Origin of the sequence: Microcoleus sp. CAWBG640, assembly GCF_020883015.1 — a bacterium.
GTDB classification, from domain to species: domain Bacteria; phylum Cyanobacteriota; class Cyanobacteriia; order Cyanobacteriales; family Microcoleaceae; genus Microcoleus; species Microcoleus anatoxicus.
Map to the genome: position 1 here is coordinate 298,763 of NZ_JAHRFC010000001.1, position 25,074 is coordinate 323,836.

The 25,074-nt window shown below is 44.8% G+C and carries 22 protein-coding genes; 10 read left to right on the forward strand and 12 right to left on the reverse strand.

The genetic code is table 11. From position 1 onward, the window contains the following. The first annotated feature begins 35 nt into the window (after positions 1-35). The 3 genes from AAFP11_RS01255 (at position 36) to AAFP11_RS01265 (ending at position 2,032) form a co-directional block, all read left to right on the forward strand. The gene (locus AAFP11_RS01255; RefSeq protein ID WP_340518461.1) at positions 36-293 is read left to right on the forward strand and encodes a 2TM domain-containing protein; all 258 of its coding nucleotides are present in this window, start codon (positions 36-38) and stop codon (positions 291-293) included. 64 nt (positions 294-357) lie between these two features. Beyond that, a complete protein-coding gene (locus tag AAFP11_RS01260; protein WP_341735369.1) occupies positions 358-663 on the forward strand; it encodes a DUF3181 family protein in 306 nt (101 codons plus the stop codon). A 196-nt stretch (positions 664-859) separates the two neighbouring features. Continuing rightward, positions 860-2,032, forward strand: a complete 1,173-nt coding sequence (locus tag AAFP11_RS01265; protein ID WP_341735370.1) for a flagellar assembly protein H — start codon at positions 860-862, stop codon at positions 2,030-2,032. Positions 2,033-2,178: 146 nt separating this feature from the next. Here the strand turns inward: AAFP11_RS01265 and AAFP11_RS01270 are convergent, their stop codons facing one another. Both AAFP11_RS01270 and murJ read right to left on the reverse strand, forming a co-directional pair. Then, positions 2,179-6,183 carry an FG-GAP-like repeat-containing protein gene (locus AAFP11_RS01270; RefSeq protein WP_341735371.1) on the reverse strand — a complete coding sequence of 1,335 codons (4,005 nt, stop codon included), beginning with the start codon at positions 6,181-6,183 and terminating at the stop codon, positions 2,179-2,181. A 609-nt stretch (positions 6,184-6,792) separates the two neighbouring features. Continuing rightward, positions 6,793-8,406, reverse strand: a complete 1,614-nt coding sequence (murJ, locus tag AAFP11_RS01275) for a murein biosynthesis integral membrane protein MurJ (RefSeq protein ID WP_341735372.1) — start codon at positions 8,404-8,406, stop codon at positions 6,793-6,795. Positions 8,407-8,576: 170 nt separating this feature from the next. Between murJ and sfsA the strand changes: the two genes are divergently transcribed. Further along, positions 8,577-9,305 (forward strand): DNA/RNA nuclease SfsA, encoded by a 729-nt coding sequence (gene sfsA, locus AAFP11_RS01280; RefSeq protein ID WP_341735396.1) that lies wholly within the window; start codon positions 8,577-8,579, stop codon positions 9,303-9,305. Positions 9,306-9,554: 249 nt separating this feature from the next. On the opposite strand, the gene AAFP11_RS01285 is transcribed toward sfsA, so the two are convergent. Continuing rightward, positions 9,555-10,229: a lysozyme inhibitor LprI family protein gene (locus AAFP11_RS01285; RefSeq protein WP_341735373.1), complete on the reverse strand. Its 675-nt coding sequence runs from the start codon at positions 10,227-10,229 to the stop codon at positions 9,555-9,557. Between the two features lie 159 nt (positions 10,230-10,388). Between AAFP11_RS01285 and AAFP11_RS01290 the strand changes: the two genes are divergently transcribed. Further along, the gene (locus AAFP11_RS01290; protein ID WP_341735374.1) at positions 10,389-11,711 is read left to right on the forward strand and encodes a 3-isopropylmalate dehydratase large subunit; all 1,323 of its coding nucleotides are present in this window, start codon (positions 10,389-10,391) and stop codon (positions 11,709-11,711) included. A 134-nt stretch (positions 11,712-11,845) separates the two neighbouring features. Then, positions 11,846-12,034, forward strand: coding sequence for a hypothetical protein (locus tag AAFP11_RS01295; RefSeq protein ID WP_341734931.1), 189 nt, complete (start codon positions 11,846-11,848; stop codon positions 12,032-12,034). Between the two features lie 32 nt (positions 12,035-12,066). Here the strand turns inward: AAFP11_RS01295 and AAFP11_RS01300 are convergent, their stop codons facing one another. Both AAFP11_RS01300 and queG read right to left on the reverse strand, forming a co-directional pair. After that, positions 12,067-12,699, reverse strand: a complete 633-nt coding sequence (locus AAFP11_RS01300; RefSeq protein WP_341735375.1) for an HAD-IA family hydrolase — start codon at positions 12,697-12,699, stop codon at positions 12,067-12,069. Between the two features lie 185 nt (positions 12,700-12,884). After that, positions 12,885-13,820 (reverse strand): tRNA epoxyqueuosine(34) reductase QueG, encoded by a 936-nt coding sequence (gene queG, locus AAFP11_RS01305; protein ID WP_341735376.1) that lies wholly within the window; start codon positions 13,818-13,820, stop codon positions 12,885-12,887. A gap of 203 nt (positions 13,821-14,023) precedes the next feature. On the opposite strand from queG, the gene AAFP11_RS01310 reads away from it, so the two are divergent. Together AAFP11_RS01310 and AAFP11_RS01315 are read left to right on the forward strand one after the other, a co-directional pair. Continuing rightward, entirely contained in the window at positions 14,024-14,986 is a 963-nt protein-coding gene (locus tag AAFP11_RS01310; RefSeq protein WP_341735377.1) for an orange carotenoid protein N-terminal domain-containing protein, read from the forward strand. A gap of 209 nt (positions 14,987-15,195) precedes the next feature. Then, complete coding sequence (locus AAFP11_RS01315) at positions 15,196-15,621, forward strand: nuclear transport factor 2 family protein (RefSeq protein ID WP_341735378.1); 426 nt, start codon at positions 15,196-15,198, stop codon at positions 15,619-15,621. Between the two features lie 426 nt (positions 15,622-16,047). On the opposite strand, the gene AAFP11_RS01320 is transcribed toward AAFP11_RS01315, so the two are convergent. From AAFP11_RS01320 to rsmH, 3 genes are all read right to left on the reverse strand, one after another. Then, entirely contained in the window at positions 16,048-16,470 is a 423-nt protein-coding gene (locus AAFP11_RS01320; protein WP_340523967.1) for an anti-sigma regulatory factor, read from the reverse strand. Between the two features lie 306 nt (positions 16,471-16,776). Continuing rightward, positions 16,777-18,450, reverse strand: coding sequence for a SpoIIE family protein phosphatase (locus AAFP11_RS01325; RefSeq protein ID WP_341735379.1), 1,674 nt, complete (start codon positions 18,448-18,450; stop codon positions 16,777-16,779). A 447-nt stretch (positions 18,451-18,897) separates the two neighbouring features. Next, positions 18,898-19,800 carry a 16S rRNA (cytosine(1402)-N(4))-methyltransferase RsmH gene (gene rsmH, locus AAFP11_RS01330; protein WP_341735380.1) on the reverse strand — a complete coding sequence of 301 codons (903 nt, stop codon included), beginning with the start codon at positions 19,798-19,800 and terminating at the stop codon, positions 18,898-18,900. A 435-nt stretch (positions 19,801-20,235) separates the two neighbouring features. On the opposite strand from rsmH, the gene AAFP11_RS01335 reads away from it, so the two are divergent. Together AAFP11_RS01335 and AAFP11_RS01340 are read left to right on the forward strand one after the other, a co-directional pair. Beyond that, on the forward strand, positions 20,236-21,420 hold the full coding sequence (locus AAFP11_RS01335) for an NAD(P)H-quinone oxidoreductase subunit H (RefSeq protein WP_341735381.1): 1,185 nt from the start codon (positions 20,236-20,238) through the stop codon (positions 21,418-21,420). A gap of 148 nt (positions 21,421-21,568) precedes the next feature. Beyond that, the gene (locus AAFP11_RS01340) at positions 21,569-22,789 is read left to right on the forward strand and encodes a class I SAM-dependent methyltransferase (RefSeq protein WP_341735382.1); all 1,221 of its coding nucleotides are present in this window, start codon (positions 21,569-21,571) and stop codon (positions 22,787-22,789) included. 287 nt (positions 22,790-23,076) lie between these two features. On the opposite strand, the gene AAFP11_RS01345 is transcribed toward AAFP11_RS01340, so the two are convergent. From AAFP11_RS01345 to AAFP11_RS01360, 4 genes are all read right to left on the reverse strand, one after another. Then, positions 23,077-23,334 carry an AAA family ATPase gene (locus AAFP11_RS01345; protein ID WP_341735397.1) on the reverse strand — a complete coding sequence of 86 codons (258 nt, stop codon included), beginning with the start codon at positions 23,332-23,334 and terminating at the stop codon, positions 23,077-23,079. Next, positions 23,331-23,567, reverse strand: coding sequence for a hypothetical protein (locus AAFP11_RS01350; RefSeq protein ID WP_341735383.1), 237 nt, complete (start codon positions 23,565-23,567; stop codon positions 23,331-23,333). The genes AAFP11_RS01345 and AAFP11_RS01350 overlap by 4 nt, the downstream gene beginning before the upstream one ends. Positions 23,568-23,715: 148 nt before the next feature. Then, positions 23,716-24,312, reverse strand: a complete 597-nt coding sequence (locus AAFP11_RS01355) for a hypothetical protein (RefSeq protein WP_341735384.1) — start codon at positions 24,310-24,312, stop codon at positions 23,716-23,718. A 277-nt stretch (positions 24,313-24,589) separates the two neighbouring features. Beyond that, on the reverse strand, positions 24,590-25,074 hold a 485-nt coding region (locus AAFP11_RS01360; RefSeq protein WP_341735385.1), incomplete at its 5' end, for an aminotransferase class I/II-fold pyridoxal phosphate-dependent enzyme.

Consider the following 25,074-nt stretch of genomic DNA (forward strand, 5'->3'; position numbering starts at 1 on the left):
ATAGGCACAGAACTACTAACATAAAGTGAAAAACTATGCCTCCTCGTTGGCCCCGTAAACCCGATCGCCAAGACCCAGAATACCGTCGTTTAGATGACCGGATGAATTTTGCGATTCATGTAGGTCTTTTTTCGGCTTTAAATTCTGGTTTGTGGTTTGTTCACAATTTGCAGAAGGCTGATTGGCCTTGGGCGGTTTCGGTAACGGGTGGGTGGGCACTGTTAGTCTTAGCCCACGGAATTTACATTTTTGCGATCGCCGATTATTCGCCCCTAACTAAAGATTCTGGTTGAAGGGAGTTGTCGGCGATTTGTTAACTGTTGTGAATGATAACAAATTAAGTTTTGGGTTTTTAATATGGCTAATACTACGACAAGGGCGATCGAATCCTTAGCAGCCGAAATCGGCGAAAATGTCTATATTGACATTGCTAAGTGGCATTTATATCTGAAAGATGCCCACCTCGATAAGGTGGTTGCTGAACAACTTTATTCCTTGCTGGAAGATGGCAATTTAGATGCCGACAGAGTTGCACAAGTTTTGCAAAGTATTCCCGTTAAGTTAGGTGCTGGGAAGCGGGAAGTGCCGTTAGCTGATTTGATTCCGATGCAGTGTCAAGTTCAGTTAATGGATGTTTTGGAGGAATTTCAGCGGAAGATGTGATATCAATTCTGGTGCAACCGGAATGATATAGAGGAGACGGCACTGCCGTCTCCTCATGTCGGGTAATATTAATTTCGATGCTATCGAAATTGATGTGATTTAAGTGCGATCGCTCTTTTTTACTAAAGGGCGATCGTCATTTTTTTATGTCGCGCAAGTATGCTAGGATTAGTTTATAAAATAAATTTTAATTTATATGACGCGATTTATTCACGATCGCTTTGCCAAAGAATTCCTGGAAGAACTGCTGTCCCCCATCGGCACGGTTAATATCGGTCGTGATGTGACTTCGGAAGTCCGAGAAATCGATGTTTATTTCATTCCAGGTGTCGAAATTCCTGAATACTCAATCAGTCTGGGATTGTTGGGAAAAATGGCTGGTACAACAGCAATTTTTGAGCCGTTTCGCAATCCCGTAACCATCAAGGAAGTATGGAGCTGTATGAGTAAGTTATGGGGTTTGCAAAATGAATTAGAACGACAGGCGAGAAGAGAAAATACTCGATTCAATGACGGGAAGTTACCAAAACTATGGATTTTGACACCCACGGCATCAAAATCACTGCTAGAAGGTTTTGGTGGGGTAGAAAATCTGGAAAATTGGATGGAAGGAATCTATGTTTTCTCGGAGCACTGGCGAGGGGCAATTGTAGTCATCCACCAGTTACCGGAAATCCCAGAAACCCTGTGGTTGAGGATTTTGGGGAAAGGGAAAGTCCAGGAAAGGGCGATCGGCGAATTAGGCGCTTTAGCAATGGACGATCCATTGCGGATGATTGCGCTAGAATTATTGTATCGTCTACAGTCACATTTAGTAGTCGAAAACCAACGGGAACCTGAACCAGAAGAGCGGGAGTTAATTATGGCGATCGCACCACTTTTTCAACAACAATTACAAGCAGCAGAGCAACAAGGACTGGAACGAGGACTGGAACGAGGACTTGAGCGAGGACTTGAACGAGGACTCGAACGAGGACTTGAGCAAGGACTTGAAAAAGGACTTGAAAAAGGACTTGAGCAAGGTAGACAAGCACAACAACGCTTAATCTTAGAAAACTTTTTGCAAGTTAGATTTGGAGAATTAACCCAGAGAATGGCAGTGTTTATATCTCCAATATCCACATTGCCTGCTGCGGATTTCACGGTTCTGCTGCTGGCAATCTCGATGCTAACAGTTGATGAATTAGGGCGGGAACAAGCGGTAAGATTATTGGTAGAAAAAGTCTTGACAATGCGCCAAAGTGAATTGGGTGATATTCTGTCTACAGCCATTACCAATTTGCTAGCATTGCCCGTGACAGAATTGACCTTGTTGGTAGAACAAATGCCACAGTTATCGGCTGGTGAATTGAGGGAAAGGTTAGGGTGAATCCCTGAATGAAGACTGTTTGAGTATCCATAAGATCAATTCCGGTTGCACCGGAATGATATAGAGGAGACGGCAGTGCCGTGTCCCTACCAAAAATAACATTGTAGGGAGACGGCACGTGCAGTCTCCTAATTTCTTTTCATTTTTTACAAGAAAGAGCTACTCTTGAGAGCCGTTGGATTCAGATTATAAACCACTCCCAAGTAGTCATTCCCAGATTTGATTGCGGTTGATAATACAGGAGTTGCACCATCTAAGATGACATTAACTGACTCAAAAGTTAATTGACTGAAAGTGACATCAATCAACTTGATTTTATCGTTCGATGTAAAGTCAGTAATCAGATCGGCTTGAGATAGGTCAGTAGCCGTATCTTGTAATACAAAGTTATCATTTCCTGCGCCACCTGTGAGGATATCCAAACCGGAATCGCCATTCAGGAGATCGTTACCCGCACCGCCTGATAAGATATCATCTTGCTTACCACCGCGCAGGGTATCATCGCCTTCACCACCTAGCAGGATATCGTTATCATTATTCCCGCTAAGAAAATCGTTGCCAATACCGCCCACAAGCGAATCTGAACCTTTGCCGCCAATTAGTTCGTCGTTACCTCCTTCACCTACTAAAGTATCTTCTCCTTGATTCCCAAAATAGGTGTTTGGGAAGTCTAATCCGGTTAAGAAATCGTTGCCGGCAAGGGCAAATATGCTTAAGCCTAATGCTGCTGCTGGGAAGCTGGTATCGTTGCTATCTGTTAGCAGGTAAACATCTCCTAATCGGGTGTTTTCTGGTAAGCCCGATCGCACGTTACTTGATACCGATGGTTTTGGCATTGCGATCGAAATTTGCACTGCCGCTGTCGTTGAAGGTGTCGGTGTTGGTGGTGTTGGTGTAGGCGTAGGCGTTGTGACTGGTGTCGGTATTGTGACTGGTATTGGTGTTGTGACTGCGGGTGTTGGCGTTGTGACTACAGGTGTTGGTGTTGTAACTACAGGTGTTGGTGTTGGAGTTACAGGGTTATTACCACCATTCAAAATTTGTGCGTCTAACGCTTTACCCGTGTTTTCTGCAACTAGAGAATCAAGGGTTTTTTGACCCGCACCAAATGCTTTAAAGTCTTCAGTAGTTGCACCTAAAGTAACTTTTTGGACTACTGCTACTTGTTTTTGCAGTTGTGTCAGATCGGTATTAGTTGCGATCGCCCCTACAATCCGTTGATTGGATGCTGCGATTACCTGGGCTAGTGCTGGTGCGGCCACTGCTATCTCTTGGGCGTTAAAATTAGGATCGATCGCCTTTACTCGATCACCCACTTTTCCAATTAAATCCGCCAGTTGTTCAGGTTTGGTGAAATCTAAGGTTCCTGTTTGGATGCGATCGGCGATCGTACTAATTATTTGCTTGACAGCATCACCCATAGTCAGATTGCTGGCACCTTCAATTAATCCCGCCGTTTGAGTGATCGAGTTTTGGGCTACCAGCATCGCCGTTAATGCCACTTTAGCACCCGGTTGTTGCCCTTGAGTAGCGGCGATCGGATCGACATAATTCAGCGGTATGTCGCTGGGAATACCGAAAGCGCTTGTGACTTTGGCATTGGCTTCATTCACGCTTAAACCGCGATCGGCTAATTCAGCTACCATGCTAGTCAGTAAAGTAATTACTTCTGCATCGGGTGTCGCTTTGAGCGGAGTTTCTAGGGGTAAGCCCGTACCGATGTCGGTGCCGCCAAAAGCAACTAAATTACCTTCATTCGGATCGAGTTTACCATTTTTATTCGTGTCAAAAGTGCTGAAAGGAATATCAAAACCAAATGCGCCTTTACCGTCAGTTGTGCCTTTGGGTTCGTTCGGATCGGCGATGCCATTTTTGTTAGCATCAAAGAAGACATTCGCACCAGCAATATAGTCGTCAATCACAAAACCGCCAAAAGCGTTACTCTTGAACTGGATCATTTCGCTAACACTGGCACCAGACGAATCCGTTCCTGTGATCTTCATCCAGTAGTGAAACGTCTTCGGGCGAGTCTCGCCGATCTCAATTTTGCGAGTTGCGGGATTGAAAGTTAACCATGAAGGGAGAGCAATCTCAGGAAAACTTAACCCATTTACAGGCTGACGATAGGAACCGCGACTTAGATCGGTTTTCCATGTAAACGCCGACGAATTCAACGCACTGAAATCTGCCAGGGCGATCGAATAATTAATGATGTCGCCCGGATCGGGGTCAGTATCGGTGTTTGCAGCCAAGGTAAACACATTGCCAGTTTGATAAAAACCTAGTGCTCCACTTTGCGAAAACGCAGAAAGATTTACAACTGGGGGGTTGTTCTTATTCGTTGGCGTGACTGGGGTTGGCGTGGGAGTTACTGGTGTTGGTGTTGGCGTGACTGGTGTTGGCGTGGGAGTTACTGGTGTTGGTGTGGGAGTTACTGGTGTTGGCGTTACTGGCGTTGGTGTTGGCGTTATTGGCGTTGGCGTGTTGAGCAGGATCGAGGCGGTGTCGCCGTTTAAGTTCGCCACAGCTAAGTCAGGTTTCCCGTCGCCGTTGATGTCGCCGATGCTGACGGATTCGGGGCCACGGCCAGTTGTGAAGTCAACTTTGGTGGCAAAGGTAGGAATGGTGGCTCCGGTGGCGGTGGTGTTGAGCAGGATCGAGGCGGTGCTATCGCCGTTGTTCGCCACAGCTAAGTCAGGTTTCCCGTCGCCGTTGATGTCGCCGATGCTGACGAAGAGGGGACGATTGCCAGTAGGGAAGTCAACTTGGGTGGCGAAAGTGGGGGTGGTGGCTCCTGTGGCGGTAGTGTTGAGCAGGATTGAGGCACTGTAGTCGCTCCGGTTCGCCACAGCTAAGTCAGGTTTCCCGTCGCCGTTGATGTCGCCGATGCTAACGGATTCGGGGGCATCGCCAGTAGCGAAGGTGACTTGGGTGGCGAAGGTGGGGGTGGTGGCCCCTGTGGCGGTAGTGTTGAGCAGGATGGAGGCGTTGCTACTGTAGAAGTTCGCCACAGCTAAGTCAGGTTTCCCGTCACCGTTGATGTCGCCGATGCTGACGAAGACGGGGCCACTGCCAGTTGTGAAGTTAACTTTGGTGGCGAAAGTGGGGGTGGTGGCGTTGGTGGGGGTGGTGTTGAGCAGGATGGAGACGTTGCCACTGTTGAAGTTCGCCACAGCTAAGTCAGGTTTCCCGTCGCCGTTGATGTCGCTGATGCTGACGGAGCGGGCATCGCCAGTAGGGAAGGTAACTTGGGGGGCGAAAGTGGGGGTGGTGGCTCCTGTGGCAGTGGTATTGAGCAGGATGGAGACTTTGCTGCTGTTGTTTCCCACAGCTAAGTCAGGTTTCCCGTCGCCGTTGATGTCGCCGATGCTGGCGGAGGCGGGGTTAGTGCCAGTAGGGAAGGCGACTTGGGTGGCGAAAGTGGGGGTGGTGGCTCCGGTGGCAGTGGTATTGAGCAGGATGGAGGCGGTATTGCTGTTTAAGTTCGCCACAGCTAAGTCAGGTTTCCCGTCGCCGTTGAAGTCGCCGATGCTGACGTTGTTAGGGCCATCGCCAGTTGTGAAGTCAACTTTGGGGGCGAATCCCAGCACGCCGCTGTAGGTTTTGAGGGTGGTTTCTGTTAGAGCAAGTTTCGCCCTTTGGCTTGATGGGGGGATGAGTTGCGGGATGTCCCATGTGCCACCGAGTTCGCTATTACCTGTAGGTTGGGAGTTAGCGGCGATGTTTGCGCCTGTGAGTTGGTTCAGTTGAGTCAGGAATTGGCGCCCGGATTTTTCGGCTGCTACGTTACAGCCATACAAGATGATGCTGGCGTTGGCACTCAGAGCGTTTCGCCACTGTTGCAACTGTTGGCTGTAGTTTTCGATATTGCTGCTCTTGAGTTCTGTCGCGCCTAAATAAATCTTGCCGGGGCTACCGTGGGTGATGATGTGGAGGGTTTCGATGTCTTGATGCCGATCGAGGATTGTGGTGATTTGCTCGATCGCATTTACTTGATTTTCCAGTATGTAGGTGGCTGTATCTGGTTTGATGCCGATCGCGATGTGTTGGCTCTCTGGTACTGTGGGGTCAAGGATGACGATTGAGCTGAGTCGATCGGTGGTGCAAACCACAGAGGGATTTTTTTGGTTAAGTTTAGTTAGCGTTTTCATCTGTTTTTCCTTTGAGTAGAATTACTGATTTTTTAAATGCAAAAAGCTATCGCCCGATTCGATCGCGATCGATCGTATTTCTATTTCGTAGCGGATGACACCCTAAGCTTTTAAATACTAGGAGCTTAGCAGGGTGCGATCGTACTGTCAGAGTTTGAGCTTCTGATTTACTAAATCTTTATATTGTTACGAATATTTTAGGCAAATTATCAAAAGTCGAAGTCGGAGCGAGTTTATGAGATTAGATTAAATCCGGTATCGGAATTCATCTTAAGCTGTCAGTCCGCCAAGTCCTCTCGCCCACCCGGCAAGTCCGCCAGGGGTTCAAACCCCCCTCTTATAGCTAAAGTCCTCTAAAAGAGGACTAATGAGTTGAAAAATTCTTCTTCTTAGTCCTCTTTGAGAGGACTTGCGCTTTGAGGCAGGGGTTTAAACCCCTGCCGGAATGTCGGTTTAACGTGTTTGTTGACACCAATGGGCAGTGCCGTTTCCCGAAAATAAATCGGGCGATGGTGAAATCTCTCATCGAGTGCTGATGATTATTTTGGGGTAGAGAAACGGCATTGCCGTGTCCGATTTTGCTAAAGAAACCAGATAAATTTCGGATATCTATTTGCCAAAACGTCCCCGGATGCGATCGACAAACATATCAACTTCCGGCAATTTCATCTGACTAACAAACACCGCAAAAACTCCTAGCCCCGCCAAACTTGCGACACCCAACTCCACCAATTGAATTACCAAACCTTCTGTACCCAAAACTCTTTGACATCCTTGCAGAGTCGCCAACGCCACAAAAGCCGTGAGAGAACTCCCAGAAGCTAATCCCAGAAATGGCAAACTCCACTCCCCCCAAGGCAAGCCGCCCAGCTTTTTATCTAATAAGTACAAAAACATAATCATCGAAATAATATTCACTCCCACCGTCGCCAAAACTAATCCCGGCGCACCAAAAGCCCCTACTAACAAATAGTCCAGCAATCCATTCAGAAAAATATTGATAATACTGACACGAAAAGGCGTTTCTCCATCTCCCAAAGCATAAAATACCCTCACCAAAACATCCCGCCCTAAATACACAAACATTCCAATACTGTAAGCCATCAATATCGGTGTGACAAACTCAGAAGCTGATTGACTAAAAGCATAGCGTTCATAAACAACCCGCACAATCGGTTTAGCCAGTGTCACCATTAAAGCGCTCAATGGCATCATTGTCAGGGCAGTTAAAATCAAAGCTTGACGAATTTTATCTTTTAATTCCTGCCAATCTGCGGGTTCCGTGAGGCGAGAAAATATTGGCAAAAATGGCACGAGAATTACATTAGAAATGATGCCTAAAGGTGTCATTACCAACAAGCCCGCATAGCCCATCGCAGATGCAGCTTGAGGGATGTAGGATGCGAAAAAAAGGTCAGTGTAGACATTAATTTGCAACATTCCTGATGATAAAGTAGCAGGAACCATTACCTTAACTACTTCTTTGACTCCAGGACGTTTAAAATTAAACCGCAAACGCAATTTTCCCAAACCTGCACGCCACTGGGCTACCAGTTGCACTAACCACTGCAAAATTGCTCCGGCGAGAGTGCCCCAAGCTAATACTAAACCACCCATTAGTGCGTATTCTGGTTGAATAATTTTGTCTCCTAGTTGTAGCGCCAGAAGTCCTAAACCGCCGATTAGTGCAACGCTGGAAAATAAGGGGCTGATGGAAGGAAGCCAGTACATATCGGCAGCATTAAGAGTACCAAAACCGATGCCGATCAAGCCTGAAAGTAAGGCCATCGGTGCCATGATCCGAAATTGTTGAATGGCGATCGCCTTTATTTCTAAACCTTCTGCTGTTCTACTTAATCCCGGTGCTACCAAATCGATCATCGGATCGGCAAAAATAATTAAAGCGACTGTTACTAACAGTAGCAAACCACCGACTAAAGTGGTGATAGTTTCAACTAGAGGTGCTGCTTCTTTTTTATCCAGACGGGCTAAAACACTGACGATCGCGCTGTGAAACGGCCCGTTTATACCTCCGAGTAAAATAAATAAGAAACCGGGGATGACGTAGGCGTAGTTGTAAGCATCGACGGCGACACCGACTCCAAAGGCTGCGGCGATCGCGATTTGGCGCACTAAGCCAAAGACTTTGCTAATCAAAGTGGCGACTGCGACAATGCCGGCAATTCCAGCTAGGGAACGAGAGGGTTTCTGTAATTGGGACACAAAGGGTTAAAAACGCTAACAGTGAAAGGTTTCACTTAGTTTAATCGGAAATGTTGACTATAGTACCATGAATTCATAAAAAATCTCTTATCAATTACCTAGGACTTACACATTTTGCTGATGACTGGTATATTGATGACTGCCAACAAATCACTAATTAGCGATAAATGATGAGCGATTTTATTTACACCTATCCACCTCTGTTGCCGGGTATTTTAATTAAACGATACAAGCGATTTTTTGCAGACATTGAACTAGATTCGGGAGAAATTATCACCGCCCACTGTCCGAATACTGGCCCGATGACTGATGTTTATCTTCCCGGTAATCCCGTTTTTGTATCTCCCAGCGATAATCCTAAACGCAAGTTAGCTTATACTTGGGAATTAATTAAAGTGTGCGATACTGTACCAACTTGGGTGGGAGTTAATACGGGCTTGCCCAATCGAGTGATTAAGTTAGCTTTGCAATTGCGATTGTTTCCTGAGTTGGGTAATTACAGTGTTATTCAACCGGAAGTTGTGTATGGTCAAGATAAAAAAAGTAGGGTAGATTTTGTGCTAACTGGTGAGGATAATTCTATTTTTATAGAAGTTAAAAATACAACTTGGGCGAAGGAAGAATTGGCTTTATTTCCTGATACAGTTACTGAGAGGGGACAAAAACATTTGAGGGAATTGATGGAAGTGGTGCGGCTGGGTTCTAGGGCTGTAATGCTGTATTTTATTAATCGTGGAGATTGTACTGATTTTGCGCCTGGGGATAGTGCCGATCGCCTTTACGGAGAATTGTTCAGACAGGCTATAAATGTAGGTGTAGAGATTTTGCCTTGTCGGTTTGATGTGACACCGGAAGGTATTCGTTATTTGGGATTGGCAAAATTGAATCTAGGGGAATAGCGAATTGGGAATGGTGATAACTTAAAACTGAAACCCATAATAAATGTCGCTTTCAGTCTAGTCTAGATCCCCCTAAATCCCCCTTAATAAGGGGAACTTTGAGAAGATTTCTTGTCCCTCCCTTATTAAGGGGGGCTAGGGGGGATCTAGACTTAAATACAAACAAGAAATACCGTGGGTTTGATGTTAAGTTATCACTAAGGATTAGCAATGCCCAATGCCCAATTCTAATGCCCAATTCCCAATATTCTAACGACCTTGCTGGGAAAAATTAACTAAATCTTGAATTCTCTCTTCCGTCATCCGAATCAAGGAAAGTTTGCTGTCACCATTAGATAGATAACTCTCAAATTTGCTGTTAGCATCACGGAAACTAATCCAGGCTCTTTGTGCTATCTTGAGTTGAGATTGACGGGAGACAGAAAGATTGTCGATCGTATTTTGATAAACTTGATTTAATTGGCTATCGACTGTTTGATAATTGCTATTTTTCGGCTGAGGCATCTGGTTTTGTAGATAACTGTTCAATTCCGAGACCCGCTTTTTAGTCAAATCTGTCCGACAGTTATTAGTAATTAACGGTGCTATTGTGCCACCTGCAAATGCACTTTGGGCAAATTTGCAATCGGCATCGCGAAAGGAAATCCAAGCTTTTTGTGCTAGAATTAGTTGGGGGCGATGACTCGCAGAAACAAGACCGCGAACTTGATTGTAAACTTGGTTGAGTTGTTGGTCGGCGCGCCGATAGTCTATTCCCGAACAAATGTTTAACTCGGTTTGAGTTTGGGGATTTTTGCAATTAGGTTGTTGTGCTACATAGGTTTGAGGAAAATTTTGAGGATTCGTGGCGATCGCCTTTGTGCTCAAACCAATAAATGTTGCTAAACTGAGGCTGGTTCCCAATAACAATTTTGACAATTTCATATAAAGCCCTCTAATTTCAGAGATAAGCGAGACTACACAGCCGTTTACTGTCAAACCGGATATTTTGCTATTTTTTTAACTTGTACTTTCAGTAACTGGGAATGTTTCGCTTACAATTACAATATGTAGCATCTAATCAAAAAAAAAGGCGATCGCACTATGGGAATGACTCTCACCGAAAAAATATTAGCCAAAGCATCAGGGCGCAGCAAAGTTGAGCCAGGAGAAAACATTTGGGTAGAAACCGATGTATTGATGACCCACGATGTTTGCGGCCCCGGCACTATTGGCGTATTCAAAAAGGAATTCGGCGACAATGCTAAAGTCTGGAATCCCGACAAAATCGTACTCATTCCCGACCACTACATTTTCACCAATGATGAACGGGCTAATCGCAACGTCGATATTCTGCGGGATTTTGCACAGGAACAAGGGATAAAATACTTTTACGACATCACGGATCGATCGAACTTTAAAGCAAATCCCGACTACAAAGGCGTTTGCCACATCGCCCTCGCCCAAGAAGGACACACACGACCGGGCGAAGTCTTATTCGGTACAGATTCCCACACCTGCAATGCCGGCGCTTTCGGACAATTTGCCACCGGCATCGGCAATACAGACGCAGCTTTTATCTTGGGAACCGGTAAACTGTTAATCAAAGTTCCGGCCACCATGCGGTTTATCTTCAACGGTGAATTACCCGATTATTTGTTAGCAAAAGACCTGATTTTGCAAATTATTGGTGATATTGGCGTCGCCGGTGCCAACTATCGCGCCATGGAATTTGGCGGCGATACTGTTGAGCGTTTGACCATGGAAGAACGGATGACGCTGTGCAATATGGTGATAGAAGGTGGTGGCAAAAACGGCACGGTGGCCGCTGACAAAACAACCTTGGATTACGTCAGTGCTCGGACTAATGTGCCCTTTGATGTATTTTGCAGCGATAACAATGCTAAATTTTATAGCGATCGCACCTACGATGTCACCCAATTAGAACCCGTCGTCGCCAAACCCCACTCTCCCGACAACCGCGACCTAGCACGGAATTGTCGCGACGTCAAGATCGATCGAGTTTACATCGGTTCCTGCACCGGCGGCAAAACCTCCGACTTTTTGAATGCGGCGCGAATTATTAAAGGAAATCAAGTCAAAGTTCCGACTTATTTAGTGCCAGCAACTCAGAAAGTTTACGAAGATATGTTTACCACCAAATACGATGGTCAAACCCTGTCGGAAATCTTCTTAGCCGCCGGCTGCATCGAACCAGCAGCACCTTCTTGCGCCGCTTGTTTAGGCGGGCCAAAAGACACTTTTGGGCGGATGAACGAACCCGAAATTTGCGTGTCTACAACCAACCGAAATTTCCCAGGTAGGATGGGAAATAAGGAAGCTCAAGTTTATCTCGCTTCGCCTTATACAGCCGCAGCCTCTGCTTTGACTGGATATGTCACGGACCCGCGGGAATTCTTGTGTTAGAAAGTTTATTAAAAACTTGAGGTAAGGTGCGCATTGCGCACCTTACCAAATTCATGTAACCGATGATAAAAGCAAGTACAATTCTTGCTATATTTTTGATGCTCTACCCGCGTTGAGCATCGGAAGATGGGTTATTGAAGCGTAACCAAGTTGCTAAAACTGCTACTGCACAGGTTGAAGCCAAACTAAAAGTCAAGAAAGTTTCTAAAGCTGACATAAGCTACTCTAATTTTGTGAAGGAACAAACAAGTTTTGCTATTCATTTTTATATCAGGCTCCATCGAGCTTTTCAAGCGATCGCCCACAAAGTTCTCACTACTTAACTTTTTGTAATATTTAGAAAAATAGCATTACATTATTCCCATTTATCGATGATTCCTATCAATTCTTGGGGATGTTCAATCAAAAAATCGGGATAATGTGCAGCCAAAGCTGACTGAGAATTAAAACCCCAACTTACAGCAATTACTTTAATTCCCGTTCTTTTAGCCGCCTCTATATCTCTAACTTCATCTCCGACATAAACCACTTGTTCAGGATGGAATTCATGTCGTTTTAACCATCTATAAATAACTTTGTGTTTGCCGAAAGTTGTCCCAGAATCAATAAAATCAAAACAGCCTTCCAAACCGTTTTTTTTCAGAGATTCTAAAACATTTTCTCTAGAGTTAGAAGTAATAATACCTAGGATAAAATTTCGGTTTTTTAACTCTAATAAAACTTCTGTAATTCCAGGAAAGAGTTGAATTTGGTAAATTTCCTTGCGTAAATTTGCTTTTAATTTTCTAATCACAAACGGTAATTTAAAAACAGAAATCCCAGAGTAATTCAAGATTTGCCAAGAATTTAAATTGCTCAGTTTAGCAAGTTCTTCTTTTGTTACAGACTTAAAGCCAAATTCCACTGACAAACGGTTGGTAATACTGAGCAGAAGATCGATTGTATCTGCTAAAGTACCGTCAAAATCAAAAATAATTACTTTCAGCATTTAAAATACGTTGTGGGCATGGGGCAGAAAAATTTGATATTAGTAATTGGAACCAATAAAAAACCACAAACAAACAAACAACAACCAACAATCAACAATCAACAACCAACAACCAACAATCAAAAACCAATAACAAATAACCAATAACCAATAACAACTAACAAATAACAAATAACCAATAACAACTAACTATTTATTTGATTTGCCTTCGCATTTCGTCGCAGCATTTCCGGTTTAATTCGCCGCAATGCCGAAGCTGTAAATCTCCGGTTCCATTCTTCATCAGAAATTTCTGCTAATTCCGTCAGTGTCGGCGCTATATTTTCAGGATAAGGCTCAAATTCTGGCATATCTGTTGGTTTGGCAAAACGCTGATTCCAAGGACAAACATCTTGACAAATGTCACAACCTGCTACCCAACCTTGTAAATTAGATGCTATTTGGTCTGGCAATTTTTCGGCTCGATTCTCGATCGTATGATACGCTATACATCGATCGGCATTAACGACAAAAGGCTCAGTAATTGCCTCCGTAGGACAGGCATCAATGCAGCGAGTGCAAGTACCGCAATGTTGAGTATGACTCACATCTGAGACTAACTCCAAATTGGTCAAAACTTCACCCAAAAATACCCAAGAACCGTATTCGCGCGAAATTACGTTGCCATTTTTGGCAATCCAGCCAATCCCAGCCCGCCCGGCCCACACTTTGTCCTGAATTGGCCCGGTATCAGCATAATACCGCGCTTCGATGCCTTCACCTTGCGATCGCACCCAATCTGCCAACACCTTCAGTTTTTTGTGCAGGATTTTATGATAATCCCGTCCCCAACCGTAGCGAGAAATTTTGGCATATTCCGGGCTTTCGGGACGTTGATGAGGCGTGTAGTAGTTGATGGCGACACATATTAAGGACTTTACTTCTGGCATGACGGCGCGAATATCCTGTCGTTTCGGATTTGCCATCCATCCCATATCACCTTGATAGCCTCGATCCAACCATGCCTGCAATCTTTGTGACTCCTCATCATTCCCCTCGTCTACCAAGGCTATCCCCACCTTGTGAAATCCCAACTCTAAGCATTTTTGCTTAATTAGATTACTATTTATTAATGCTTTCATAAGACAAAGTAAGATATCACAATTTGTGCAATTAGTCTAGTAAGAGCGATAAATTTAGGCTCAAAAATTATAATATTTTCATAATCTTTATATTCAAAAATTTGATTTGTAATTTGTCAAAAACGTTACATAATTCTAAGGAAGGGGATTGAGGTTCGCCTACGACCCGACTTCACTAAAATCGCAAATATCACAAAATACACATGGCAGTTAGTATTCAATCAGCTCAATCTATTTTTTCCAACACCGAGATTGCGAGCGTTGTTCCGACTACCACGGAAGCATTCTACAAGCTCAGCGTTGAAGACCAACTGGCACTATTGTGGTATGCCTACACCGAAATGGGTACTACCATCACCGCAGCAGCTCCCGGAGTAGCCAGTATGGCGCTTGTTGAAGGCATTCTGACTGAAATTAAGCAAATGTCGCCGGCTGCTCAAAGCAAAACCATGTTTGACCTGGCTAGCAATGCTGACACCACCATCGGCCGCATCTACACATCCTTGCGCGTCAACACCAAACTCGGTTTCTGGTACGAACTAGGACAATTGATGAAACAAGGCCTTGTCGCTCCGATTCCCGCTGGCTATCAAATGTCTCCCGAAGCCACCAATGTCCTTGAAACTCTCAAACAACTCGATCCGGGCCAGCAAATTACCGTACTGCGTAATACCGTAGTTCACATGGGCTATGACCCAGATTTCAGCCAAGAGTACGGCAAACGCTCTGCTCCCCGCAGCACTCCCACCTCTGTTGAACAGCGCGTCAAAACCCAGATTGAAGGCATCAGCGAGCAGACGGTGCTCAGCTACATTGATAACATGAATGCCTTCGACTTTACCCCTGCTGTGGCTTTATTTTCCGAAGAAGGTGCTCTGCAACCACCTTTCCAAAAGCCGATTGTGGGTCGCGAAGCTATCCTCAACTATATGCGGGAAGAGTGTGTCGGACTCAAAATGATGCCGGAGCGAGGTGTATCGGAACCCGCAGAAGATGGCTACCGCCAAGTGAAAGTGACTGGTAAAGTCGAAACTCCCTGGTTTGGCTCCAATGTGGGTATGAACATTGCGTGGCGGTTTTTGCTCGATCCCCAAGGTCAAATTTTCTTTGTGGCGATCGATTTGTTGGCATCTCCGAAAGAATTGCTGAACTTGATGCGTAAGTAGAATATTTCAGTTTTGTTAGTCAAAAGTGAAACCCCATCGCACTTCAATCCCATTCTTCCGACTTCTATGGCACTTTCCCCCTTTGGGGGGAAGTGATTTTTCGTATATCCGTATTATGGGTCGGAGATATGTCACATCTTTTGATGGAGTTGCTGCCACAAACAGAATGACTATATTAGATGAATTAATCTAAAATTCTGATTTTTACGATGGCAACCACTCCATTTATGTTAACTGAAGCGATCGGCTTGAGCGCTATTCCTGAGCCAGCGGTTCTGGGATACTTTGAAACTTTCAACAGGGGAGATTTTGAAGCAACGGCTAGTTTGTTTGATGCTGAGGGCGTTCTCCATGCACCCTTTGCAGATCCGATTGTCGGCAAAAGTGCGATCGCCACCTACTTAAAAACAGAAGCCCAAGGAATGAAGCTCCATCCGCAGCAGGGCATGAGTCAAACCTTAGAGGACGGCAACATTCAAGTTCAAGTTAACGGGCTGGTACAAACTGCTGTATTTAGCGTCAATGTAGGATGGTTGTTTATCGTCAATTCTCAACCAGCTATTGTTTCTGCGACGGTCAAGCTCTTAGCTTCTCCTCAAGAATTGCTAAGCCTGCGCCCCTTCACCAAGTTTTAGGCTCCATATCCTCAGTAAATCCACTTAATTAAGCCTAATCTACAGATAGCCCAAAAGCTTATACCAATTTTAAAAAAGAATGCAACAGTAGTCTTGTCCCTCCCCTTTATAAGGGGGGGTTAGGGGGGGTCAAAGATTGTTGCACGATTTTAGAGAAATGGTATTACTGTAGCAATAGTCTTCCTTCTTTTTTCTACTTAAATACTTCAGAACCCAGACTTTTTTAAGAAGTCCGGGCTCTGGGTATTTTGCTGACCAACTAATCTAAAAAGTAGTAGTCACTAATCATTTGTTACTGCTTAGTTTGATTTTTTACTTGTTGATTGTTGGTTCCTAGTTGTGATGTGTTAGTCGTTAGTTGTTGATTATTACCAATAACCTGTTATCAATAATTTATTATCAATAACCTGTTACCAATTAAACCAATTAAGATTTGTCTGGCAAACTCGCTTCCAATTTCAAACAGTTGCGACCATCTATTTGCAAAGTGTAGTCCACCCGGTCCATCAGTCTGCTCATAATCAGCCAGCCGTAGCCGCTTTCCTGTTTAGCTTCTGGACGTGGGGGATTGTAAGTATTCATGGCGTAACCTTTACCGTAATCCCAAATTTCTAAACCAATGTCTCGATTTTTTAAATTTAAGCGAATTAACACTGGCAACTCAGGTTGGTCTTTGTGAGCATGGCGGATGACGTTGGAATAGGCTTCTGCTAGCACCAAGCGCAAACGATTCGATTGACGCGGCCAATCGACGTGCTCACCTAGCTCAACTTCCAAACTGCTCAGCAGCCAGTTTTCAACAATTGTCAAAAACCGCAAGTCGCTTGGTACGTGAAGCTCAGTATTCATACAAAAATCCTGTAAGTTTAGAAATCCTGTGTCTTCAGACCAGGGATGAAATACGACGCGCCTGATTTATTTGGCGTGAATATTTACTGGTACATGGAGGATACTAGATACCGGGCGATCGAGGCAATACACTTTCTCTGAAAACATTCATCAAAAAGTATCAGTTAAGAGTTAGGCGTTGAAGCACTACTTCTATAACTCTCGCCTCTGGCCCAGTAAAGAGTCTGCAATCTGTGAGCTGTCAACGGAGGGCTTCAGTGATTGATTCCTGAAGTCCCCGACTGATGGTCGGGGTAGTTGACAGATTCAGAGAACCTCCAGAGAGAGTATAGTTTGGTCATCTTCCTGAACTGGATTGTCCGCTCGGATGTAAGCCAACAAATTGTCCAAGTTAAAGGAACCAGGCTCCTGAATCAAGAGTTCCCAAAGCCCCTCTTGTTGTAGCATAGAACGAGTTTGTTCTCCCCCAGGAACAGCCTCAGTCATGACAGTAGCTTCAGTAATCCCATCACTCGTCAGCAGAAATACATCTCCTGACTTTAATTCGATCGTACCCCCTTTACCCTTCCAAACTGGCAGTATCCCCAAGGGAATGCCACGAGCTTTCAGGAAATTGGGCTCTACTGGTGTGGAACCGCTAGCGGCTTGAGCTTTCACCTCTGAGTGAGACCAAACTATCGGATAAATGTGACCGGCATTAGCAAAAGCCAGGTGTCCCGTGGAGGGTGTGTAACGAGCCACAACCATTGTAATAAAATGGTTGTTGCCGATCAGGTCATCTGACATACTACTATTCATGTTCGTCATGACTTGGCTGGGTTCAGGAGAAATTTCTTGGCTGAGTTCCCGCCGCATCACCGAAATAGCACTAGCCATAAATAGAGCAGCCGGAACACCCTTACCGGAAACATCTCCCACAGCTATCCAAATATCCCCTTGAGAGTGGACGTAGACCTCAAAAAAGTCACCTCCTACTTCGCGGGCGGGATAGCAACAAGCTTGCACCCTGACAGTTTCAAAATCGGGCCAACTTTGACGCAATAAGTTTGTTTGGATTTGGCGAGCCACCTCCAACTCATTTTGCATCTGCTTGGCCAAATCTAGAGTCCGCTGATATAGTTTGGCTTGAGACAGTGCCAGAGCAGCTTGAGCCGCCACACCTTCTATTAACTCTATATCTTCCGACGACCAAGGATTAGTACCGCCCTGCTGGCACAGGGCCAGTACCGCCAAGATTTCTTGCTGGTAAGTCAGTGGCACCGCCATCTGAACTGAATTGCCCGGACTTTGACTGCTTTGGTGCAGTTGAGTTTGACGGCTGGCTACGGCTTGGACCAGTAAATTTTCATCAAAAGAAAAAATGCTGGGTTCCGCTGTTTGGGATTGGTAGGGGAAGGTGCTCGGCAATAGTCGATCGCCCTCTACCGGCCGTAGCATACAGTAGTTTGCCTCAAAAGTTTGACCAACAGTTTGGACAATAGTTTGTACCATACTAGAGTAATCTAGCGACCCACGAATTACGCTCATCACCTCATTGAACAGAGATTCTTTGCGTAAAGCGCGACGGAGTTCGACACTTCGTTGCTTATAGTATTTGTAAGTTTCCGAGGCTTGATTGATGACTAATTTGAGCTCTTCAGGATTCCAAGGTTTGGTGATGTATTTGAAAACTTGACCTGAGTTGATTGCCTCTACCAAGTCTTCAACATCCGTGTATCCCGTCAGCAGAATCCGAATCGTATCAGGAAAACGCTCGACAGTTTTCCCCAAAAACTCGGTGCCATTCATTTCTGGCATCCTTTGGTCTGAGATAATCACCGCCATTTCGCCCTGTGCATCTAAAACTTCCAGGGCGCTGAGGGCGCTATCTGCTTTGTAAACCTGAAAGTCGCGTCGAAACGTCCGGTACAGCAAATCCAAGTTGTCGGGTTCGTCATCGACTACCATTAGTTTCAGTTTGCTTCCATCTCCCCGACTCATGCTATTCCCTACTCCTAGGCGAATTAATCAGGTCTAAAACTAGCTGTTTGTGAAATACCCTAGGCTGATGCGACAGAGGCGAATCAGTTAGAGGGCTTCGGTTTTCATTGGTCAGTGCCATGTTAGTGATACCACAAGGATATTCGGAACTTAAATCCGGTCGTGGTCTTACCTGACCTCGCCTTAGTTTGGAACTTGTCCTGTACTGCTGTACAAAACTTGGTTAAACTTATCTCAGCTTCACCATTCAACTAGAACTAACTTCTAGAGGGTCTGCTTCCTGCTTCAACCAAGGGAGTCGGCTCGCAACTTGTCCACAGGCGTAAATTCGGGCCCAGCAGCGCCCTATTTTTCCAGCCAGTCTCACTATTTAACTATTGTTTGTGAAACTGTTGGCTCTTGTTTAACCATTACTAATTCGCGTTGTGCACGCCCCTTACTGCCGTATCAAGTTAATTTTTCTGCCAGTCTGAGCTTAGCAGAACGAGAGCGGGGATTTCTAGAGATTTCTTCAGATTGTGGTCCGATCGGCTTTTTTGTCAGCACCTGCAAACAGTCTGTCCCTCGGAGTTGGTGTTTGACTGGTCGATCTTCGAGACTGTGAAAAGTAATAATTCCGAGCCTTCCACCGGGTTTTAACCACCTGGGCGCTTGAGAGAGGAAAGCGTCTAGAGCCGCGAGTTCGGAGTTAACAGCTATCCTTAAAGCTTGGAAAGTACGAGTAGCTGGATGGATTCTGCCATTCCGCTGCTTGGGTGGGAAACTGCTAGCGATCGCACTAGCAAGTTCTGTTGTACTTTCAAAGGGACGCCCTTGCAGAATCCGTCGCGCGATGCGCCGCGACAGTCGCTCCTCGCCATATTTATAAATAATATCTGCTAGCTTAACTTCGTCCCAGTGATTGATAATCTCTTCTGCGGTCAAAGATTGCTGCTGGTTCATACGCATATCTAACTGAGCTGGATGGCGAAAACTAAAGCCACGTTCAGGTGTATCGAACTGAGCCGAGCTAACGCCTAAGTCTGCTATGATACCATCAAATGTGGCATCAGGCGACTGATATTCCGCAAAATTGCCATGCCAAAACTCTACCGGAGCATGAGCAAATCGAGTTTGGCAAAAACGGATAGCCTGTTCATCGCGGTCGATCGCCACCACTGTAACATCAGCCGCCGCCGCCAAAATCAAACCAGTGTGTCCGCCGCCCCCAAGCGTGGCGTCCAAATAGCGACCACCTGGACGCACAGCCAAACCCGCAATTAATTCTTGACCCAAAACTGGAACATGATAGGTGTCAACACTGACATCTAATCCAGAGGTATCCTTCTCAGAAAGCTCGATATCCTTCATCGGAAAATGTGGGTGGAAACCCCGTCCTTGTAGGACGGCTTTATATTTGATACAATTCTAGTGGTCAACGACCCACTCGCGACGATGGAGACATAAACCCTAACACCAAAGTTTGCGAACAATCGCAACGGGGCAGAAAAATCGGTAGACCGGGAAAAGAGGACGGGGCAATGGTAAACATCCCTAGAATCACGCACAGTAAATAAGAATTCCTTTTGGGTTTTCGACACATAAGAACCGCTGGGCTAGCGGGGATAGTCTGTGGAGCGAACGTAAGACCATAAAACTCCTGGTGGGTGGAGGCAGTTGCAATGAAGCAGAAACCTAAATCGTGAGGTTTATGAATCACCGCCCTAGAAGTGCGGTGAGGATGTCAAAATCTATAACAGCGAAACAAAAATCAACAATAGCTAGTAATCATTAATTCATTTAATTATGTCAAGAATTGAGACTAGAACCGAACCGATGGTGCTCAACATGGGGCCGCACCACCCATCCATGCACGGCGTACTCCGGTTAATTGTCACCTTGGACGGCGAAGATGTGGTGGACTGCGAGCCTGTTTTGGGCTATCTACACCGCGGAATGGAAAAAATTGCCGAAAACCGCACCAACGTGATGTACGTGCCCTACGTGAGCCGCTGGGACTACGCTGCGGGGATGTTTAACGAAGCGGTGACAGTCAATGCACCGGAAAAATTGGCAAATATTGCTGTCCCCAAACGGGCTAGTTATATTCGGGTAATTATGCTGGAGTTGAACCGGATTGCCAACCACTTGATGTGGGTAGGGCCGTTTTTGGCGGACGTGGGCGCGCAAACTCCATTTTTCTATACTATGCGCGATCGCGAACCCATTCTCGATTTATGGGAAGCAGCCACAGGCTATCGCATGGTTAACAACAATTACTTCCGCATCGGCGGAGTTGCGGCTGATTTACCCTACGGTTGGGTAGATAAGTGCCAAGATTTCTGCGATTACTTCCTGCCAAAAATTGACGAATACGAGCGTTTAATTACCAACAACCCAATTTTCCGCCGCCGGATTGAAGGCCTAGGTACCATATCTCGCGCCGAAGCGATTAACTGGGGACTATCCGGCCCCATGTTGCGCGGTTCCGGCGTGAATTGGGATTTGCGAAAAGTTGACCATTACGAATGTTATGACGACTTCGAGTGGGAAGTGTGTACAGAAGCAGCCGGCGATTGTTTAGCCCGGTATTTGGTAAGAATTCGGGAGATGCGCGAGTCAGTTAAGATTCTCTATCAAGCCTTAAAAGGACTCCCCGGCGGCCCTTACGAAAATTTGGAAGCGAAGCGACTAGAAAGCGGGCCAAAATCCGAGTGGAATAGTTTTGAATATCAGTTTATTGGCAAAAAAGTCGCCCCGACTTTTAAGATTCCCAAGGGCGAACATTATGTCCGCGTTGAAAGTGGCAAAGGTGAGTTAGGGATTTATATTATCGGCGATGATAGTACATTCCCTTGGCGCTGGAAGATTCGGGCTGCGGACTTTAATAATTTGCAGATTTTGCCTCACATTGTCCGCGGTGTAAAGATTGCCGATTTGGTAGCAATTTTAGGAAGCATCGACATTATTATGGGTTCAGTCGATAGGTAGATTTCGACTGTTTTGGATGCGAGCATCTAACTAAAAGAACCCGGTTTATACTAACCGGGTTCTTTATTTCTCTCTTATCTCTTCCTCTGTGTCCTCTGCGCCCTCTGTGGTTAAAAAAATCTTTATTTTATCTTTGATTCCATAAACCATGACATTCCAGCAATCAGATATCAATGACAGTAACCCCGAACTCTGCGACTTAATCTGCGCCAGAATCGCCACCACTCCGCAGCAGCGAATTACCTTTGCTGAATACATGGATTTAGCATTATACCATCCGCAACATGGTTACTATAATCGCGATCGCCCGTCGATCGGCAAACAAGGCGATTTTATCACATCCTCTGATTGGGGCCCAGATTTTGCCGAGGTTTTGGCAGAGCAATTTGTGGAAATGTGGGAATTGCTCGTTAGCGGAGCCCTCGAAGAGGATCGCCCTCAAAACTTCGCGATCGTCGAAATGGGTGCTGGGCGAGGAATATTTGCCAAAAATCTCCTGCAATATCTGCAACAGCAACATCCAGACTTATTTAAAAGTTTAACATACATAATTGTCGAAATTTCGCCCATCCTGCAAGCAGAACAACAGAAAAATTTAGGTGAATTCCACAGTATTAAATGGTGCAATTGGGATGAAATAGTTGATAACTCAATTGTCGGTTGTTTCTTTTCCAATGAATTAGTCGATGCTTTCCCCGTGCATCAATTCATTCTGGAACAAGGCAAAGTCAAAGAAATTTACATTACCACAAAAACCACAATAAATCAACCCAAAGAAATAAATTTTGTCGAGGTAGTCGGCGAAGTTTCTACACCAAAAATTACCGAATATTTTGAGTTGTTGGGAGTCGATTTATCGGCGAGTGTTTACGGGGATGGATATCGCAGTGAGGTGAATTTAGCAGCCTTAGATTGGATGAGTAGAGTGGGAAAAAAGTTGCAGCGGGGATATTTGTTGACGATTGATTACGGCCATCCGGCGCACCGCTATTACAATCCGAGGCGCAGGGAGGGGACGCTACAGTGTTATTATCGCCATCGATATCACAATAATCCTTATATTAATGTGGGGCGGCAGGATGTGACGGCTCATGTTAATTTTACAGCCTTGGAAAAGTATGGGGAATTGTGTGGTTTGGATGTGCTAGGGTTTACTCAGCAGGCTTTATTTTTGATGGCGTTGGGTTTGGGCGATCGCATTGCTGCTCTATCCACAAATGTATGGGATGTGGCAACGTTGTTGCGGCGCAGGGAAGCTTTACATAAACTGATCGATCCGATGGGTTTGGGAGGTTTTGGGGTTTTGTTACAGTCTAAGGGGTTGAAGGAGAAGGGGAGAATTTTGAAGGGTTTGAGAGTGCCTGATTAATTATTAGATTACAAAAATTATTAATACTCATAAGTGGGCCTTGGCATCTTAGAGGCATTTCAATATAATCCTGTCATTTGGAAAGAAGCAAAGAATTTCATTTTTTTGCAACACTGTCGAAAATGAATCCAGGACTTATATTGCCAAATTATAATTGAGGTATTTTATTTAAACTAACTCATGCAATATCTGTAAAAATATAATTGTCAATCGTTTGCAGTTGCAAATCTAAATCTATTATTGCAAAAAGCCGATCGCAATCTAAATACGAGTTAGTGCTATCCTGTTTAGGATTCTTGTTTAATCAGTTTTGGCTCAATTTCTTTAACATGAGCAGGTGTCAAAGCTTCACACAATGCGTAGGAGTGAGTTGCCAGAATATATTGATTGCTGGGCGCCCAATCTTTAAGGTCTGATATAATTTGATATTGCCAATCTGGATGAAAAGCAATTTCAACTTCATCCATCAACACAATAGCATCTTCTATGTTCCGGGACTTGAGCCATATATAAATGCTAAGTCTTTTGAGTTCGCCGTGACTTATTTGTCTTGCCGATCGGAAATTTTAAATCCCTGAAGTAGATTTTCTAAAAACGGTTTTTTATCATCATCAACAGAACAGTGTAGTAACACAAAAATTAACTGCAACAGCGTACTTTTACCGCCGCCATTTTGACTTCCAAGCGGGAAAATACTAGGAAAAAAATATTTTTCAAAAGTGATGTCTATATTTTTTAAACCGCGAAAATCAGGAACTTGAACTCGTAGTAAGTGCATAAAAAACTCCTGTGTTGGCTGGCATTCAGTGTGGTTAATAGAACTTACTCACGGGTGTTCAGAAACCGGGTTTTTTCGAGAATACTTCGCTACAGCCCACAAAAACCGTAAAAACCCGGTTTCTTTGGTTGTGATGCGTAAGTCCCGACTAAGTAATAAAACTAACTAAAATTCCCAAAATTTCATCAACTGGCGGTAGCGAGTATTCTCTCAAACCAATGGTAACAGTTTGCCCTTCAAGTTTGATAAACTTCCACAAATTCCCCGTCGTAACGCAACCATAGAGCTTATTAACAAAGTCGCCGTTTTTCTCGTTGAAACGCTGAGCCGCAATCATCTCAGCAACACATTGTCCAAGTCCGCCGTTGATGTCTTCTTTTTTAGCTTCCACTACAATCATAGCAGGAGCTTCGATGAAAAGTTGTTCTGGCGATTTGCTAATTAGGAAGTCGCAGACACCGTTAAGTCCCACAGATTGATCTACGGTAAAATCATTGCCAGAAAAAAGGCTGATTTTCTGTTGAAAAATATCCTTTAATTCTAGCAGAATCGGACAGATAATCATTTCCGAACGAGCTTTTTCGGTATTCAGTGCTAGGGCTAGAGGTAGGCGTTTTTCGATGAACTCAGCTAGGGCTGGACTTGGCTGAATCGGGGGCGCTGAAACAATAAAAGTAGGTACTTCTATTAGGGTAAGCTGAAAGTCTTGTTTGACTTTTTTGAGGGTGAATTCGCTATATGACATTGCTTTTTTTGGTAGTCCGACAGTCCGACAGGGGTTGAAACCCCTGTCTCATAGCTAAAGTCCTCTTAAGAGGACTGAAGACAAGGACTTGCGAATTTTGATTGTTTTGTGAGGGCTTGAGATTCTTCGCTTCACTCAGAATGACACAATTTCCTAAGAATGATATAATTTCCTAAGAATGACATAATTCCATAAGTCCTAAATAACTCTTCAGTCCTCTTTCAGAGGACTTTAGCTATCAGCCAGGGAATGAATTCCCTGGCGGGCTAGTAGGATACTAAACCTTAAACTTCTCCACAATTCGTCTCATTGCTTCCTCCACATTCTCCCGACTATTAAATGCCGAAATTCGGAAATAACCCTCACCCGCCGCACCAAAACCAGAACCGGGTGTTCCCACCACATTGCAAGTTTCCAGCAACTTCTGAAAGAAATCCCAACTTGACAAACCATGAGGCGTTTTCACCCACACGTAAGGTGCATTTTCGCCACCAAAAACCTCAATACCAGCCGCTGTCAATTTCTCGCGAATAATCGCAGCATTTTCCATGTAAAAATTGACTAATGTCTGAATTTGTGCCTTGCCAGCCTCGGAATAAACCGCCTCAGCACCGCGCTGCACGATGTAAGAAACACCGTTAAATTTAGTAGATTGACGACGATTCCACAACTTCCAAATTTCGACATCGGAACCATCTGCGGCTTTTCCAGTCAAAGTCTTTGGTACAACGGTTAAGGCACAGCGAGTACCTGTGAAACCGG

Coding starts and splice junctions, on each gene's coding strand:
- AAFP11_RS01325 (WP_341735379.1), bottom strand. CDS start 18,450: ATGAGTCGGGGAGATGGAAGCAAACTGAAACTAATGGTAGTCGATGAC.
- AAFP11_RS01315 (WP_341735378.1), top strand. CDS start 15,196: ATGGCAACCACTCCATTTATGTTAACTGAAGCGATCGGCTTGAGCGCT.
- AAFP11_RS01290 (WP_341735374.1), top strand. CDS start 10,389: ATGGGAATGACTCTCACCGAAAAAATATTAGCCAAAGCATCAGGGCGC.
- AAFP11_RS01270 (WP_341735371.1), bottom strand. CDS start 6,183: ATGAAAACGCTAACTAAACTTAACCAAAAAAATCCCTCTGTGGTTTGC.
- AAFP11_RS01320 (WP_340523967.1), bottom strand. CDS start 16,470: ATGAATACTGAGCTTCACGTACCAAGCGACTTGCGGTTTTTGACAATT.
- AAFP11_RS01350 (WP_341735383.1), bottom strand. CDS start 23,567: ATGCACTTACTACGAGTTCAAGTTCCTGATTTTCGCGGTTTAAAAAAT.
- AAFP11_RS01255 (WP_340518461.1), top strand. CDS start 36: ATGCCTCCTCGTTGGCCCCGTAAACCCGATCGCCAAGACCCAGAATAC.
- sfsA (WP_341735396.1), top strand. CDS start 8,577: ATGAGCGATTTTATTTACACCTATCCACCTCTGTTGCCGGGTATTTTA.
- rsmH (WP_341735380.1), bottom strand. CDS start 19,800: ATGAAGGATATCGAGCTTTCTGAGAAGGATACCTCTGGATTAGATGTC.
- AAFP11_RS01300 (WP_341735375.1), bottom strand. CDS start 12,699: ATGCTGAAAGTAATTATTTTTGATTTTGACGGTACTTTAGCAGATACA.
- AAFP11_RS01340 (WP_341735382.1), top strand. CDS start 21,569: ATGACATTCCAGCAATCAGATATCAATGACAGTAACCCCGAACTCTGC.
- AAFP11_RS01285 (WP_341735373.1), bottom strand. CDS start 10,229: ATGAAATTGTCAAAATTGTTATTGGGAACCAGCCTCAGTTTAGCAACA.
- AAFP11_RS01260 (WP_341735369.1), top strand. CDS start 358: ATGGCTAATACTACGACAAGGGCGATCGAATCCTTAGCAGCCGAAATC.
- AAFP11_RS01335 (WP_341735381.1), top strand. CDS start 20,236: ATGTCAAGAATTGAGACTAGAACCGAACCGATGGTGCTCAACATGGGG.
- AAFP11_RS01355 (WP_341735384.1), bottom strand. CDS start 24,312: ATGTCATATAGCGAATTCACCCTCAAAAAAGTCAAACAAGACTTTCAG.
- queG (WP_341735376.1), bottom strand. CDS start 13,820: ATGAAAGCATTAATAAATAGTAATCTAATTAAGCAAAAATGCTTAGAG.
- AAFP11_RS01310 (WP_341735377.1), top strand. CDS start 14,024: ATGGCAGTTAGTATTCAATCAGCTCAATCTATTTTTTCCAACACCGAG.
- AAFP11_RS01265 (WP_341735370.1), top strand. CDS start 860: ATGACGCGATTTATTCACGATCGCTTTGCCAAAGAATTCCTGGAAGAA.